The organism is Streptomyces sp. NPDC060205 (assembly GCF_042728395.1).
Lineage (GTDB): Bacteria > Actinomycetota > Actinomycetes > Streptomycetales > Streptomycetaceae > Streptomyces.
In genome coordinates, this window is the sequence record NZ_JBHWZP010000250.1 from 1 (window position 1) to 14048 (window position 14048).

Genomic DNA, 14048 nt, shown 5'->3' on the forward strand with positions numbered 1-14048 from the left:
GCCTTCGGGCCGTCCCCGGCCCGTAGTCGTCCACGCGCCGAAACCGTGGACACACGACAGGAGATCAAGCAAGTGCAGCTGGTAGTCGCGCGGGTGGGCCGCGCCCATGGCATCAAGGGCGAGGTCACCGTCGAGGTACGTACCGACGAGCCGGAGCTGCGGCTCGCGCCCGGTGCCGTCCTGGCCACGGACCCCGCCTCGGCCGGTCCGCTGACCATCGAGACGGGACGGGTGCACAGCGGCCGTCTCCTGCTGCGTTTCGCGGGGGTGCGCGACCGCAACGGCGCCGAGGCGCTGCGCAACACCCTGCTGATCGCCGACGTCGACCCGGACGAGGCGCCCGAGGACCCGGACGAGTACTACGACCACCAGCTCATGGACCTGGACGTCGTCCTGACGGACGGCACCGAGGTCGGGCGGCTCACCGAGATCTCGCACCTGCCCTCCCAGGACCTCTTCGTGGTCGAGCGGCCGGACGGGACCGAGGTGCTGATCCCGTTCGTCGAGGAGATCGTCGTCGAGATCGACCTGGAGAAGCAGCGCGCCGTCATCGACCCGCCGCCCGGACTGATCGACGACCGCGCGGAGATCGCCTCCGCCAGGGACGCGGACACCGATTCGTCAGATCCCTCCGACTCCTCCGGTGAGGCCGGCGCCTGATGCGGCTCGACGTCCTCACGATCTTCCCCGAGTACCTGGACCCCCTGAACGTCTCCCTCGTGGGCAAGGCACGCGCGCGTGGACAGCTGAACGTGCACGTGCACGATCTGCGGGAGTGGACCTACGACCGCCACAACACGGTCGACGACACCCCGTACGGCGGCGGCCCCGGCATGGTCATGAAGACCGGACCCTGGGGCGACGCACTGGACTCCGTCCTCGCCGACGGCTACGAGACGGGCTCCCAGGGACCCGTCCTGGTCGTCCCCACGCCCAGCGGCCGTCCCTTCACCCAGGAACTCGCCGTCGAGCTCTCCGAGCGCCCCTGGCTGGTCTTCGCGCCCGCCCGCTACGAGGGCATCGACCGCCGCGTCATCGACGAGTACGCGACCCGCATGCCCGTGTACGAGGTCTCCATCGGCGACTACGTGCTGGCCGGCGGCGAGGCGGCCGTCCTGGTCGTCACGGAGGCCGTGGCGCGGCTGCTGCCCGGCGTCCTCGGCAACGCCGAGTCGCACCGCGACGACTCGTTCGCGCCGGGAGCCATGGCGAACCTCCTGGAGGGGCCGGTCTACACGAAGCCGCCCCGGTGGCGCGGCCGGGAGATCCCGGACGTGCTGGTCAGCGGCCACCACGGCAGGATCGCCCGCTGGCGCCGGGACGAGGCGCTGCGGCGCACCACCGCCAACAGACCGGACCTCATCGAGCGCTGCGACCCCGCCGCCTTCGACAAGAAGGACCGCGAAATGCTCTCGATCCTGGGCTGGCAGCCCGGGCCCGACGGCCGATTTGGGCGCAGGCCCGACACCGTGGAAGAATAGGCCGCTGCTGTACGTCGTCCGGCGTGCGCCCCTGCCACAGGGGGACACGACGCCCGCCCCGACGAGAACAGCCCACCTTCTGGAAACACCGACTTCCGTCGATGACCTGTGGCATCGGCGAAGAAAGCAGACGATCATGTCCAACCTGCTCGCGTCCGTCGATGCAGCGTCGCTGCGCAGCGACGTCCCGGCCTTCCGCCCGGGTGACACCGTCAACGTCCACGTCCGCGTCATCGAGGGCAACCGCTCGCGTGTGCAGCAGTTCAAGGGTGTAGTCATCCGCCGCCAGGGCGCCGGTGTCCGTGAGACCTTCACGGTCCGCAAGGTCTCCTTCTCCGTCGGCGTCGAGCGCACCTTCCCCGTGCACACCCCGATCGTCGAGAAGATCGAGCTCGTCAGCCGCGGCGCCGTGCGTCGCGCGAAGCTCTACTACCTCCGTGAGCTGCGCGGCAAGGCCGCGAAGATCAAGGAGAAGCGCGACAACTGAGCTCACTCCGGGTCCCTCGTCAGGGCCGGATAGCATCTGGCCCACATGGACGCCGAAGCACAGCACACGGAGCGCGACCGCTCCTCCCACCCCGTCATGTCCGAGGAGATCTCGGACACACAGGGGGCGGAGGAACGGTCGCGTTTCGCGTTGGTGGCCCGGGCCGCCGACTGGCTGCCGGGCGGGCGGATCACCCTGACCGTGCTGTTCTGTCTGTTCTCCCTGCTGTTGCTCACCCGGTTCGTGATCCAGCCGTTCGAAATTCCCAGTGGCTCGATGGAGCCGGGATTGAGGATCGGGGACCGCGTTCTCGTAAATAAGTTGGCGTACCGTTTCGGTGCTGAGCCGAGGCGCGGTGACGTCGTCGTGTTCGACGGCACCGGTTACTTCGGCGACGCCGACTACATCAAACGTGTGGTCGGCGTGGGGGGAGACCATGTGGTCTGCTGCGACAGGCAGGGGAGGATCGAGGTGAACGGCCGCTCGGTCGACGAGTCGACGTTTCTGTACCCGGGGAACGAGCCGTCCGAAGTGTCCTTCGACGTCGCCGTCCCCGACGGCACCCTGTTCGTCCTGGGTGACCACCGCGGCGACTCCAGCGACTCCCGTGACCACCTCGGCTCCCCGGGCGGCGGCATGATCCCCGTCGGCGACGTGATCGGCAGAGCCGACTGGATCGCCTGGCCGCTGGGGCACTGGACCGGCCTGAGACGGGCCGACGGCTACGCCCGCGTGCCCGACGCCGCGGGCTCGCTCCTCCCGGCGGTCCTGCCGGCCCTCCTTCCGGCGAACTCTCCCGGGGCCGGCGGGCGCAAGGCCGTGGACGGTGTCCATGGGTAATCGCGGCAAGCCCCGCGGCACCCACAGTGCCGCGGAGGACCTCCTGCCCACGGGCTCCCGGCGCACGGGCGGCCCCGTCATGCCCGGCCGGGCCGACCGGCGCAAGCTGGCCCGGCGGGTCAAGCGGCGCAGGCAGCGCTCCGCGATCAAGGAGATACCTCTCCTGATCGGCGTCGCGCTGCTCATCGCGCTCGTCCTGAAGACGTTCCTCGTCCAGGCCTTCGTGATCCCTTCGGGCTCCATGGAGCAGACGATCCGGATCGGCGACCGTGTCCTGGTCGACAAGCTGACCCCGTGGTTCGGCTCGAAGCCCGAGCGCGGCGACGTCGTCGTCTTCAAGGACCCCGGCGGCTGGCTGGAGGACGAACAGCCGACGGCGAAGAAGGAGGACCCGATCGTCGTCAAGCAGGTCAAGGAGGCACTGACCTTCATCGGTCTGCTGCCCTCCGACAACGACCGGGACCTGATCAAACGGGTCGTCGCGGTCGGCGGCGACACCGTCAAGTGCTGCGACACCCAGGGCCGCGTCACCGTCAACGGCATGCCGCTCGACGAGCCCTACATCAACCCCGGCGACAAACCCTCCTCGCTGGTCTTCGAGGTCAAGGTGCCGGTGGGCCGCCTGTGGGTGATGGGCGACCACCGGTCCAACTCCGCCGACTCCCGTTTCCACCGCACCGAGAAGTACAACGGCACCATCTCCGAGGACGTCGTGGGCCGCGCCATGGTCATCGCCTGGCCCATCGGGCACTGGACTCAGCTCAAGGAACCCGACACCTACGCGTCCGTGCCCGACGTGGCCGGCGGAGCGACCACCGCACTCGACACGTCGCATAGGGTGGCCACCGCGGATCGATATGGATTGATCCCGCTCCCGACCCCTGCGGAACTCCCGCTCGTTATGGGAGTGGTGGGCCTGCGTCGTATCCGGCGCGGGCGGCGGCACGGAGTGAGGAGTGGATGTGGGGGATTTGGCGGTCGGCGCACGATCCGGACACGAGGGGCCCGAGGAACGACCGGGACGACCCGAAGAGTCGGCCCCGCCGGCCGGCGAGGACGCCGTGGCCCCCGGAGATGACTCCGGCGACGGCACGGGCGGTGACGGGCGGGACTCCGACGGGACCACCCCGGCGCCCAAGAAGCCGCGGTCCTTCTGGAAGGAACTCCCCCTGCTCATCGGCATCGCGCTGGTTCTCGCGCTGCTGATCAAGTCCTTCCTGGTGCAGGCGTTCTCGATCCCCTCGGACTCGATGCAGAACACCCTTCAGCAGGGTGACCGCGTCCTGGTCGACAAGCTGACCCCGTGGTTCGGCTCGGAGCCCGAGCGCGGCGAGGTCGTCGTCTTCAACGACCCCGACAAGTGGCTGGCGGGCGAGCCGACGCCCAGCCCGAACGCGATCCAGACGGCCCTCAGCTGGATCGGCCTGATGCCCTCCGCCGAGGAGAAGGACCTCATCAAGCGCGTCGTCGGCGTCGCAGGCGACACCGTCGAATGCAAGGGCACCGGCCCGCTGAAGGTCAACGGCAAGGCGCTGAACGAGCCCTATGTGTACCCGGGGAACACGCCGTGCACCATGGACGACGCCGGCGGCCAGTTCAAGGTGAAGGTTCCCGAAGGCAAAATCTGGGTCATGGGAGACCACCGGCAGAACTCGCTGGACTCCCGCTACCACCAGCAGGACAAGCACCAGGGCTTCGTGCCCGTGGACAACGTGGTGGGCCGTGCGATCGTCGTCGCCTGGCCGCCCACCCGCTGGTCGACGCTTCCGGTGCCGGACACCTTCGACCAGAACCTGACCGCCGCCGCTCCGGGTGCGCTCGGACTCGCGGGCGCGCTGCCGCTGGTGCTGTGGCGCAGGCGTCGCCTTACCGTCGGGAACACCAGGGTTTCTGGGTCGCGTACCGCCGGGTAGGGTGCCGTCCCAGACGCCGATCTTCCGCGGTCCGACCTGGGCCGCGAGGTCGATTCTCCGAGTTGGGGAGCACTGGGATGAGCGGGACAAGTCGTACGGACGAGGGCCGCGGACGGCTCGGCAGCAAGCTGTCGGGGCTGGCCGTGGCCCTCGGCTGTGTGCTCTTCCTCGGTGGATTCGCCTGGGGAGCGGTCGTCTACCAGCCCTACACCGTGCCGACCGACTCGATGTCGCCCACCATCGCGGGCGGCGACCGCGTGCTCGCCGAGCGGATCGACGGCTCCGAGGTGCAGCGCGGTGACGTCGTCGTCTTCAAGCAGTCCACCTGGGGCGACATGCCCATGGTCAAGCGGGTCGTCGCCGTCGGCGGGGACACGGTCGCCTGCTGTACGCAGGACAAGCTGACCGTCAACGGCAAGAAGATCGAGGAACCGTATCTGCCGAAGGGCAGCGCGGCCGAGTCGTCCACGATCCCCTCCATCGAGGTGCCCAAGGACCGGCTCTTCCTGCTCGGTGACGAGCGCAGCGGTTCGCTGGACTCCACCGCCCATCTGACGGAGGCCGGCAACGGCACGGTGCCGCGCAGCGCGGTGAACGCGCGCGTCGACGCGGTGGCCTGGCCCATGAACGGCATGCTGGCCCGCCCCACCGGCTTCGAGACGCTCGGCGGCATCTCCGAGCCGGGGCCCCTGCGGCTGGTCCTCGCGGCGGTCGTGGCGGGCGCGGTACTCGTCCTCGGCGGGGCCGCGTACGGGCCGGTCGCCAACCGGTCGGCACGCCGCCGCAGCCGTACGGGGGCGGGGGAGCGGGCCCTTGCCGGCTGACGCGTCGGTGCCGGCCGCCGGTGACCTCGGTGAGCTGCGGAAGGTCGCCCGGGTGGTGCTGCTGGACCCGCGGGACCGCATCCTGCTGCTGCACGGGCACGAGCCGGAGGACCCGTCGGACGACTGGTGGTTCACGCCGGGCGGCGGTGTGGAGGGCGACGAGACACGCGAAGAGGCCGCCCTGCGGGAGGTCGCGGAGGAGACCGGCATCACCGAGGTCGAGCTGGGTCCGGTGCTGTGGCGGCGGACCTGTTCGTTCCCGTTCGCGGGGCGTCGCTGGGACCAGGACGAGTGGTACTTCCTGGGCCGTACGACGCAGACGGCGACCCGGGCGACGGGGCTGACCGAGCTGGAACGGCGCAGTGTCGCCGGAGCGCGCTGGTGGACGTGCCGGGAACTTGCCCGGGCACATGAGACGGTGTATCCGACCAGACTCGCCGAGCTGCTGCTCAGGCTGCTCGACGAAGGGCCCCCGGCCAGGCCCGAGACCCTCGACACGGAAATCGTCTAGGGGCTCGCGGGGCTGGCGCACAATAGGGGGACGCACGGCTGAAGGGGAACATGCCATGAGCGCCGAGGACCTCGAAAAGTACGAGACCGAGATGGAGCTGAAGCTCTACCGGGAGTACCGCGATGTCGTCGGTCTGTTCAAATATGTGATCGAGACCGAACGGCGCTTCTACCTCACCAACGATTACGAGATGCAGGTGCACTCGGTTCAGGGCGAGGTGTTTTTCGAGGTGTCCATGGCGGATGCCTGGGTGTGGGACATGTACCGACCTGCTCGGTTCGTGAAGCAGGTACGCGTCCTCACATTCAAGGACGTGAACATCGAGGAGCTGAACAAGAGCGACCTCGAACTGCCGAGCAGCTAGGACCGGGCAGTCGGGACGGGGCTGACGATCCCGTAAGTCCTACGGCGGCCGCTCGTACGGGTGACTGAGTTGTCCACAGTCGAGCGGCCGTCCACCAAGATCCAACAGTGGATCGCGAGGGGCTCAGTGTTGGCGCCGGAGGTGGTGCCGACATGAAGACTTCCAAGGCATCCAAGGTATCCAGGGCATCCAAGGTTTCCGGGGCGCCCCACGCGTCCAAGGCGCGCAACGCACTCGGCAGGTACGGCGAGGACCTGGCCGCGCGGCGGCTGGCCGAGGCCGGCATGACGGTCCTGCAGCGCAACTGGCGCGCGGGCCGGACCGGCGAGATCGACATCGTGGCCCGCGACGGCGACGCGCTGGTCGTCTGCGAGGTCAAGACCCGCCGTGCGGGGCCCTTCGAGCATCCGATGGCCGCCGTGACCCCCGTCAAGGCCGAGCGGCTGCGCGGCCTCGCCGAGCGCTGGCTGCAGGAACACGGAGGGGCGCCACCCGGCGGCGTCCGCATCGACGTCGTGGGTGTCCTGCTGCCCGACCGCGGCGCCCCCGTCGTGGAGCACGTGCGAGGGGCGGCCTGATGGGCTTCGCGCGTACGTGCTCGGTGGCCCTCGTGGGCGTGGACGGTGTCGTCGTCGAGGTCCAGGCGGACCTGGAGCCGGGAGTCGCGGCGTTCACGCTGGTGGGGCTGCCCGACAAGAGCCTGACGGAGAGCAAGGACCGCGTGAGGGCGGCCGTGGTCAACTCCGGCGGCGAGTGGCCGCAGAAGAAGCTCACGGTGGGCCTCAGCCCGGCCTCGGTCCCGAAGGGCGGCAGCGGATTCGACCTCGCCATCGCCTGCGCGGCCCTCGGCGCCTCGGAGCGCATCGATCCCCGCGTGCTCGCCGACATCGTCATGATCGGAGAGCTGGGCCTGGACGGCCGGGTCCGGCCGGTACGAGGAGTGCTGCCGGCCGTGCTGGCCGCCGCCGAGGCGGGATACGAACAGGTGGTGGTACCGGAGAGCGCGGCAGCCGAGGCCTCCCTGGTGCCCGGTGTGTCCGTGCTCGGCGTCCGCAGCCTCCGCCAGCTCATCGCGGTCCTCACCGACGAACCGGTGCCCGACGAGGACCCTGACGAGCAGGGCCGGACCGATCCGCTCGCCGGCCTGCGCATGCCGGGCACGGGCGCGGCCACCGGAATGCACAGCATGGGCGCCACGCACCACGACCACGAGCACGACCTCGCCGACGTCGTCGGCCAGCTCTCGGCACGGACCGCGGTGGAGGTCGCCGCGGCCGGCGGACACCATCTGTTCCTGGAGGGGCCGCCGGGAGCGGGCAAGACCATGCTCGCCGAACGGCTGCCCGCCATCCTGCCGCGGCTCGGCCGGAGCGAGTCCCTTGAGGTCACGGCCGTCCACTCGGTCGCGGGCCTGCTGCCACCGGGCAAACCCCTGGTCGACGTCGCCCCCTACTGCGCCCCGCACCACTCGGCGACCATGCAGGCCCTGGTCGGCGGCGGCCAGGGGGTGGCACGGCCGGGGGCGGTGTCGCTCGCCCATAGGGGAATTCTTTTTCTGGACGAGACCCCGGAGTTCAGCAGCCGGGCCCTCGACGCACTGCGTCAGCCTCTGGAGTCCGGGCATGTGGTGATCGCCCGCAGCGCGGGTGTCGTGCGCTTCCCGGCACGGTTCCTGATGGTCCTCGCCGCCAACCCCTGCCCCTGCGGCCGCTTCTCGCAGCGGGACTCCCTGTGCGAGTGCTCGCCCTCCACGATCCGCCGCTATCAGGCCCGGCTCTCCGGACCACTGCTCGACCGCGTCGACCTAAGGGTGGAGGTGGACCGCGTCACGCGTGCCCAGCTGACGGAGCGGGGCGCGCGGGGCGAGACCACCGAGACGGTCGCCGACCGGGTGCGGGAGGCCAGGGCGAGGGCCGCCGCACGCCTGACGGACACCCCCTGGCGCACGAACAGCGAGGTCCCGGGCCGTGAACTCCGCAGCCGGTGGTACGCGTCCCCGGGCGCCATGGACGAGGCGGAGCGCAGTCTGGAGCGCGGTGTGCTCACCGCCCGGGGGCTCGACCGCGTCCTGCGGGTCGCCTGGACCGTCGCGGACCTCGCCGGCCGGGACCGGCCGGGGGTGGCGGACGTGACGCTCGCGCTGCAACTGCGCACCGGGGTTCCCCGGGGGGTGCCGATGGCGATCGGGGCCTCCCGGTGAACCAGAACTTCCCGGTGGGTGGAGCGGGCGGGGACGGGGAGCGGCTCCACCGGGCCTTCCTCGCACGGGTCGTCGAACCGGGGGACGAGGTCTGCGGGCGATGGCTCCGCGAATGCGGAACGCAGGAGGTGGTCCGGCGCCTCGCCGGGGGCGGACAGCAGCTGCCGGGTGTGACGGACGTCAGATGGGCGGGCCTGCGGGCACGGGCCGAGCGGGCGGACCCGGAGCGGGACCTCGCGGTGGCACGGGACAGCGGGACACGGTTCGTGTGCCCCGGCGACGCCGAGTGGCCGGCCCAGCTCGACGACCTGGGGGACGCGAGGCCCGTCGGGCTGTGGGTGCGAGGGCTGCCCAGCCTGCGGATATGGGCACTGCGCTCCGTCGCCGTCGTGGGGGCACGGGCCTGCACCGAGTACGGCGCCCACATGGCGTCGGCGCTCGGCGCCGGACTCGCGGAGCGGGGGTGGGTCGTGGTCTCGGGAGGTGCCTACGGCGTGGACGGCGCGACGCACCGGGGCGCCCTCGGCGCGGGCGGTGCCACCGTCGCCGTGCTCGCCTGCGGGGTCGACCGGCCCTATCCGCGCGGCCACACGCAGTTGATCACCAGGATCGCCGAACAGGGTCTGGTGGTCGGGGAGTTGCCGCCCGGCGACCATCCGACCCCGAGCAGGTTCATCCTGCGGAACCGGGTCATCGCGGCGCTGACGCGCGGCACGGTGGTCGTCGAGGCGGCGTACCGGAGCGGTGCGTTGGCGACCGCCCGGGCCGCTCAGCGGCTGGGCAGATTCACGATAGGAGTACCGGGTCCGGTCACCAGCGGCCTCTCCGCGGGTGTGCACGAACTCCTGCGCGGGGACGCGGTGCTGGTCACCGACGCCGCGGAAGTCGCCGAGCTGGTCGGCGACATGGGTGAACTGGCCCCGGCCCGGCGCGGACCGGTGCTGCCGCGCGACCTGCTGGACCCGGAGGCCGCCCGGGTGCTGGCCGCGCTGCCGGCCCGGGAGGCGGCCTCGCGACAGGAGATCGCCAGGGACGCCGGGACGTCCGAGGACGACGTGGTCGCGAGACTGTACGAACTCCGCTCACTTGGCTTCGTCGAACGACACGGCGACGGCTGGAAGTTGACACGCCAGGCCGCTCTGTCCATCGGCACGGATCGGAGGTGACGCTGACCGAGAGTGTTCGGCCGTCCGGGCTACCCCCCGAAGTCCCCGGGATTTCCGTCAGTTGACGCTTCGTGGTGATCACGCACGGCGACGGCCATGCCCCCACGGGACGTCCAGCGGAACGTATCTGCGCACGGTGAGTCCAGCACCGTTCGCACACTGCGACTCCCCAGTCACGCTACGCTCACATGGATTCCGACTCAGACAGGCAACTCGACATCAGACCGACAGCTCACGCAGTTACTCACAGTTCACTGCAGAACGGCACAAGGCTACGCATGCCCCAGCACACCTCCGGGTCCGACCGGGCGGCGGCGGTTCCCCCCGCCGCCCGTGACGGCGGCGTGCGGCCGCCCGCCCCCTCGACGCTCGACGAGCTGTGGAGGTCGTACAAGACCACGGGCGACGGGCGGCTGCGCGAGCAGCTGATCCTGCACTACTCGCCGCTGGTGAAGTACGTCGCCGGCCGGGTGAGCGTGGGGCTGCCCCCGAATGTGGAGCAGGCGGACTTCGTCTCGTCGGGCGTGTTCGGGCTGATCGACGCCATCGAGAAGTTCGACATCGAGCGGGAGATCAAGTTCGAGACGTACGCGATCACGCGGATCCGCGGCGCGATGATCGACGAACTGCGGGCACTGGACTGGATCCCCCGGTCCGTGCGGCAGAAGGCGCGCAATGTCGAGCGGGCCTACGCGACGCTGGAGGCGCGGCTGCGGCGCACGCCCTCGGAGTGCGAGGTGGCCGCCGAGATGGGGATCGCGGTCGACGAACTGCACGCGGTGTTCGGCCAGTTGTCGCTGGCCAACGTCGTGGCCCTGGAGGAGCTGCTGCATGTCGGCGGGGAGGGCGGCAACCGGCTGAGCCTGATGGACACCCTTGAGGACACCGCGGCCGACAATCCGGTGGAGGTCGCGGAGGACCGTGAGCTGCGGCGTTTCCTGGCGCGGGCCATCAATACGCTGCCCGAGCGGGAGAAGACCGTGGTGACCCTCTACTACTACGAGGGCCTCACACTCGCCGAGATCGGCAATGTGCTCGGGGTCACGGAGAGCCGCGTCAGCCAGATCCACACCAAGTCCGTGCTCCAGCTCCGGGCGAAACTGGCGAGCTTCGGGCGCTGAGCCCGCCCATCGCCGGCCGCCGCTCTTGCCGCCCGCTGGTTCGCCGCCCGCCGCCCGCCGCCCGCAGTCCGCAGTCCGCAGGCCGGCGTCTGCCGCCCGTGTTTGTCGGTCCCGTCCCGCTGACCTCGCGGAACCGTCCCGCGCCGGGGCTTCTCCCTGGCGTGCGGGAGCCGTTTCGCAGGCTGGTCCGGCGGGTGAAAATCCTTCGGGTCCGTGCCGCCGATCGGCGACTGATCGAGGTGGTGACGGGCGAGAGTCTCCCGTCCCGCGCGGGGCGTCCGTAAAGTGGGGGGCGTGCCAAGGATTCGAGCGGCCTCCGTGGCCGAGCACCGGTCGATGCAGCGAGCCGCCCTGCTGGACGCTGCGCGGTCCCTGCTGTCCGAGGGCGGGACCGAGGCCCTGACGTTCCCGGCGCTCGCCGAGCGAACGGGGCTCGCGCGGTCCTCCGTGTACGAGTACTTCCGATCCCGCGCGGCGGTGGTCGAAGAGCTCTGCGAGGTCGACTTCCCGCTCTGGGCGGCTGAGGTCGAGACCGCGATGTCGCTGGCCGGGACACCCGAGGGCAAGGTCGAGGCGTACGTCCGCAGCCAGCTCGCCCTGGTGGGGGACCGGCGGCACCGGGCCGTCGTGGCGATCTCCGCGAGCGAACTCGACGCCGGTGCGCGCGAGAAGATCCGCGCCGCGCACGGCGGGCTCGTCGCGATGATCGTGGAGGCGTTGCGGGACATGGGGCACGAGCAGCCCCGGATGGCCGCGATGCTCCTCCAGGGGATCGCGGACGCGGCGGTGCGCAGGATCGAACTCGGTGCGGCCGAGGAGCCCGGGGTGATCACCGAGGCCGCGGTGTCGATGGCTCTGCGGGGCGTGCGCGGCTGAGTGCGGCTGCGTCACGCCGGTCCCGCGCCTGCTCTGCCTTGCGCTTCTGTGCTGGCTCCCGTCCCTGCGCTGGCTCCCGCCCCTGCGCTGGCTCCCGCTCCTGCTCTCGCGCCCGCTCCCGTGCTCGTTCTCGCGTTGGTTCCCGTGCTCGCTCCTGCTTTCGGTGCCGGGCCCCCTTCCGGCGCCGCATCCGGCTCGGGCTCCGGCTCCGGGATTCCCGTGACCGGTAGCAGGCGGGACGGGCCCCTGGTCAGCAGCCATGGGGGCAGCAGTGACAGCGGGTCCAGGTAGGTGTCCCCGCGGCGCAGGCCCCAGTGCAGGCATGACATCGGGCAGTGGGACGTCGGCGGTTCCAGTACGCCCACCACCTCGCCCGCGGTCACTTCGGCGCCCTTCTTCAGCGTCGCCGCCACCGGTTCGTACGTCGTGCGCAGGGGCGGGGTGCCCGTGCCGGTCAGTTCCACGGAGACGACCCCGCGGCCCGCGACCCGGCCGGCGAAGGAGACGCGGCCGGGCGCGACGGCCCTGACCGGGGTGCCGGGGGCCGCGGTGAGATCGACGCCCCGGTGGCCAGGGCCGTAGACGGTCGCCGGTGGCTCCCAGCCGCGGGTCACCGGCGGGCGTGACCCCACCGGCCAGGCACGGCCGACGGCGGGAACCGGCGGGACCGGCGGGACTGGCGTGTCCGTGCCGCCACGACCTCCGCCGGAACCCCCACCGGCATCCGCGCCGGTGTCGCCGACGCCGACGCCGACGCCGACGCCCGCACGGGCGACGGCCGCAGGTCCGCCGCCGAGGGCGAGGCCCAGCAGCAGGCCGAGCACCAGCACGGCGGCCGCCGACGCCATGGTGTGCACCCTCATGGCGCGCACCCTCGTGAGCGGCACCGTGACGGCAGGCCGCGGCACCGGCCCCGTACGAAGAAAACGATCTGCTCGCATGCGAGAACCGTGCCTCGAACGGCATGAAAAAAGGGATCATGGCCGGGATCTGTGGAGTACCCGTCGGTTGTGGACAGCGGCGTCACCCGGCACCCCGTGGGTCCCGTACACTTCTTGTGGCGATCCGGGTCACCGGGTCGACTTCGCACGCCCCGACATCAGGCCGTCAAACAGCCGGTGTCAGCGCCCCTCGGTCCCTCGTGGCAAGGCGCAATGCGGGCGTCAGGCGCGACCGCCGTCCGGCGGACGCGGCACAACCGAGAACACCAAGGAGTACGGCCATGGCCGTCGTCACGATGCGGGAGCTGCTGGAAAGCGGCGTCCACTTCGGTCACCAGACCCGTCGCTGGAACCCGAAGATGAAGCGCTTCATCTTCACCGAGCGCAACGGCATCTACATCATCGACCTGCTCCAGTCGCTGTCGTACATCGACCGCGCCTACGAGTTCGTCAAGGAGACCGTCGCCCACGGCGGCACGGTCATGTTCGTCGGCACGAAGAAGCAGGCGCAGGAGGCCATCGCCGAGCAGGCGACCCGCGTCGGCATGCCCTACGTGAACCAGCGCTGGCTGGGCGGCATGCTCACCAACTTCTCGACCGTCTACAAGCGTCTGCAGCGCCTCAAGGAGCTTGAGCAGATCGACTTCGAGGATGTGGCCGCGTCCGGCCTCACCAAGAAGGAGCTGCTCGTCCTCTCCCGCGAGAAGGCCAAGCTGGAGAAGACCCTCGGCGGTATCCGCGAGATGTCCAAGGTGCCCAGCGCCGTCTGGATCGTGGACACCAAGAAGGAGCACATCGCGGTCGGTGAGGCCCGGAAGCTCAACATCCCGGTCGTCGCCATCCTCGACACCAACTGCGACCCCGACGAGGTCGACTACAAGATCCCGGGCAACGACGACGCGATCCGCTCCGTCACCCTGCTCACCCGCGTGATCGCCGACGCCGTCGCCGAGGGCCTCATCGCCCGCTCCGGCGCCGGCAAGGCCGCCGAGGGTGACAAGGCCGCCGGCGAGCCGCTCGCCGCGTGGGAGCGCGACCTGCTTGAGGGCGGCGAGAAGAAGGCCGACGAGACCGCTGCCGAGGCGCCCGCCGCCGAGGCTCCGGCCGCCGACGCCGAGGCCCCCGCCGCTGAGGCCGAGGCTCCGGCTGCCGCCGAGGCCCCCGCCGAGGCCGAGGCCGAGAAGCCGGCCGCGGCCGAGCAGGCCTGACGATCCAGCGTCACGGTTGAGTGAGGGCGGGCGGCGCCTGGTGCGTCGCCCGCCGTTCACCCCCAGCCCGTAGATCTTCGGTGGACGCCCGCCCGATCAGCGGCGGACGCCGACTC

At 71.0% G+C, this 14048-nt stretch carries 15 protein-coding genes and 1 pseudogene; 15 read left to right on the forward strand and 1 reads right to left on the reverse strand.

The window, feature by feature from the left end:
• The first annotated feature begins 72 nt into the window (after window positions 1–72).
• From rimM to ACFWGJ_RS32460, 14 genes are all read left to right on the forward strand, one after another.
• On the forward strand, window positions 73–660 hold the full coding sequence (gene rimM / locus ACFWGJ_RS32395; protein WP_387331805.1) for a ribosome maturation factor RimM: 588 nt from the start codon (window positions 73–75) through the stop codon (window positions 658–660).
• Complete coding sequence (trmD, locus tag ACFWGJ_RS32400) at window positions 660–1481, forward strand: tRNA (guanosine(37)-N1)-methyltransferase TrmD (RefSeq protein WP_387331807.1); 822 nt, start codon at window positions 660–662, stop codon at window positions 1479–1481. Before rimM ends, trmD begins: the two co-directional genes overlap by 1 nt.
• A 136-nt stretch (window positions 1482–1617) precedes the next feature.
• A complete protein-coding gene (gene rplS, locus ACFWGJ_RS32405) occupies window positions 1618–1968 on the forward strand; it encodes a 50S ribosomal protein L19 (RefSeq protein WP_107021806.1) in 351 nt (116 codons plus the stop codon).
• A 45-nt stretch (window positions 1969–2013) separates the two neighbouring features.
• Complete coding sequence (gene lepB, locus ACFWGJ_RS32410) at window positions 2014–2808, forward strand: signal peptidase I (RefSeq protein ID WP_387331809.1); 795 nt, start codon at window positions 2014–2016, stop codon at window positions 2806–2808.
• Window positions 2801–3886: a signal peptidase I gene (lepB, locus tag ACFWGJ_RS32415; protein ID WP_387331811.1), complete on the forward strand. Its 1086-nt coding sequence runs from the start codon at window positions 2801–2803 to the stop codon at window positions 3884–3886. Before lepB (ACFWGJ_RS32410) ends, lepB (ACFWGJ_RS32415) begins: the two co-directional genes overlap by 8 nt.
• A complete protein-coding gene (gene lepB, locus ACFWGJ_RS32420) occupies window positions 3771–4721 on the forward strand; it encodes a signal peptidase I (protein WP_387331813.1) in 951 nt (316 codons plus the stop codon). The genes lepB (ACFWGJ_RS32415) and lepB (ACFWGJ_RS32420) overlap by 116 nt, the downstream gene beginning before the upstream one ends.
• A gap of 77 nt (window positions 4722–4798) precedes the next feature.
• Window positions 4799–5545 carry a signal peptidase I gene (lepB, locus tag ACFWGJ_RS32425; RefSeq protein WP_387331815.1) on the forward strand — a complete coding sequence of 249 codons (747 nt, stop codon included), beginning with the start codon at window positions 4799–4801 and terminating at the stop codon, window positions 5543–5545.
• Window positions 5535–6056, forward strand: a complete 522-nt coding sequence (locus tag ACFWGJ_RS32430; RefSeq protein WP_387331817.1) for an NUDIX hydrolase — start codon at window positions 5535–5537, stop codon at window positions 6054–6056. Before lepB (ACFWGJ_RS32425) ends, ACFWGJ_RS32430 begins: the two co-directional genes overlap by 11 nt.
• A gap of 55 nt (window positions 6057–6111) precedes the next feature.
• On the forward strand, window positions 6112–6420 hold the full coding sequence (locus ACFWGJ_RS32435; protein ID WP_055510545.1) for a DUF2469 domain-containing protein: 309 nt from the start codon (window positions 6112–6114) through the stop codon (window positions 6418–6420).
• A gap of 152 nt (window positions 6421–6572) precedes the next feature.
• Complete coding sequence (locus ACFWGJ_RS32440; RefSeq protein WP_387331819.1) at window positions 6573–6998, forward strand: YraN family protein; 426 nt, start codon at window positions 6573–6575, stop codon at window positions 6996–6998.
• Entirely contained in the window at window positions 6998–8620 is a 1623-nt protein-coding gene (locus ACFWGJ_RS32445) for a YifB family Mg chelatase-like AAA ATPase (protein WP_387331821.1), read from the forward strand. Before ACFWGJ_RS32440 ends, ACFWGJ_RS32445 begins: the two co-directional genes overlap by 1 nt.
• Window positions 8617–9786, forward strand: coding sequence for a DNA-processing protein DprA (gene dprA / locus ACFWGJ_RS32450; protein WP_387331823.1), 1170 nt, complete (start codon window positions 8617–8619; stop codon window positions 9784–9786). Before ACFWGJ_RS32445 ends, dprA begins: the two co-directional genes overlap by 4 nt.
• Before the next feature lie 278 nt (window positions 9787–10064).
• Window positions 10065–10907: an RNA polymerase sigma factor WhiG gene (gene whiG / locus ACFWGJ_RS32455; protein ID WP_387331825.1), complete on the forward strand. Its 843-nt coding sequence runs from the start codon at window positions 10065–10067 to the stop codon at window positions 10905–10907.
• A gap of 318 nt (window positions 10908–11225) precedes the next feature.
• The gene (locus ACFWGJ_RS32460; protein WP_387331829.1) at window positions 11226–11783 is read left to right on the forward strand and encodes a TetR/AcrR family transcriptional regulator; all 558 of its coding nucleotides are present in this window, start codon (window positions 11226–11228) and stop codon (window positions 11781–11783) included.
• 203 nt (window positions 11784–11986) lie between these two features.
• Here the strand turns inward: ACFWGJ_RS32460 and ACFWGJ_RS32465 are convergent.
• Window positions 11987–12631, reverse strand: a pseudogene (locus ACFWGJ_RS32465) (peptidoglycan DD-metalloendopeptidase family protein); the annotation flags it as partial.
• A gap of 374 nt (window positions 12632–13005) precedes the next feature.
• Between ACFWGJ_RS32465 and rpsB the strand changes: the two are divergent.
• Complete coding sequence (gene rpsB, locus ACFWGJ_RS32470; RefSeq protein WP_387331827.1) at window positions 13006–13932, forward strand: 30S ribosomal protein S2; 927 nt, start codon at window positions 13006–13008, stop codon at window positions 13930–13932.
• Window positions 13933–14048 lie beyond the last annotated feature (116 nt).

Bases quoted from the DNA above. Each gene is read 5' to 3' on its own strand.
- trmD (WP_387331807.1), top strand. From the start codon at position 660: ATGCGGCTCGACGTCCTCACGATCTTCCCCGAGTACCTGGACCCCCTG.
- rplS (WP_107021806.1), top strand. From the start codon at position 1,618: ATGTCCAACCTGCTCGCGTCCGTCGATGCAGCGTCGCTGCGCAGCGAC.
- lepB (WP_387331809.1), top strand. From the start codon at position 2,014: ATGGACGCCGAAGCACAGCACACGGAGCGCGACCGCTCCTCCCACCCC.
- lepB (WP_387331811.1), top strand. From the start codon at position 2,801: ATGGGTAATCGCGGCAAGCCCCGCGGCACCCACAGTGCCGCGGAGGAC.
- lepB (WP_387331815.1), top strand. From the start codon at position 4,799: ATGAGCGGGACAAGTCGTACGGACGAGGGCCGCGGACGGCTCGGCAGC.
- ACFWGJ_RS32435 (WP_055510545.1), top strand. From the start codon at position 6,112: ATGAGCGCCGAGGACCTCGAAAAGTACGAGACCGAGATGGAGCTGAAG.
- ACFWGJ_RS32440 (WP_387331819.1), top strand. From the start codon at position 6,573: ATGAAGACTTCCAAGGCATCCAAGGTATCCAGGGCATCCAAGGTTTCC.
- ACFWGJ_RS32445 (WP_387331821.1), top strand. From the start codon at position 6,998: ATGGGCTTCGCGCGTACGTGCTCGGTGGCCCTCGTGGGCGTGGACGGT.
- whiG (WP_387331825.1), top strand. From the start codon at position 10,065: ATGCCCCAGCACACCTCCGGGTCCGACCGGGCGGCGGCGGTTCCCCCC.
- rpsB (WP_387331827.1), top strand. From the start codon at position 13,006: ATGGCCGTCGTCACGATGCGGGAGCTGCTGGAAAGCGGCGTCCACTTC.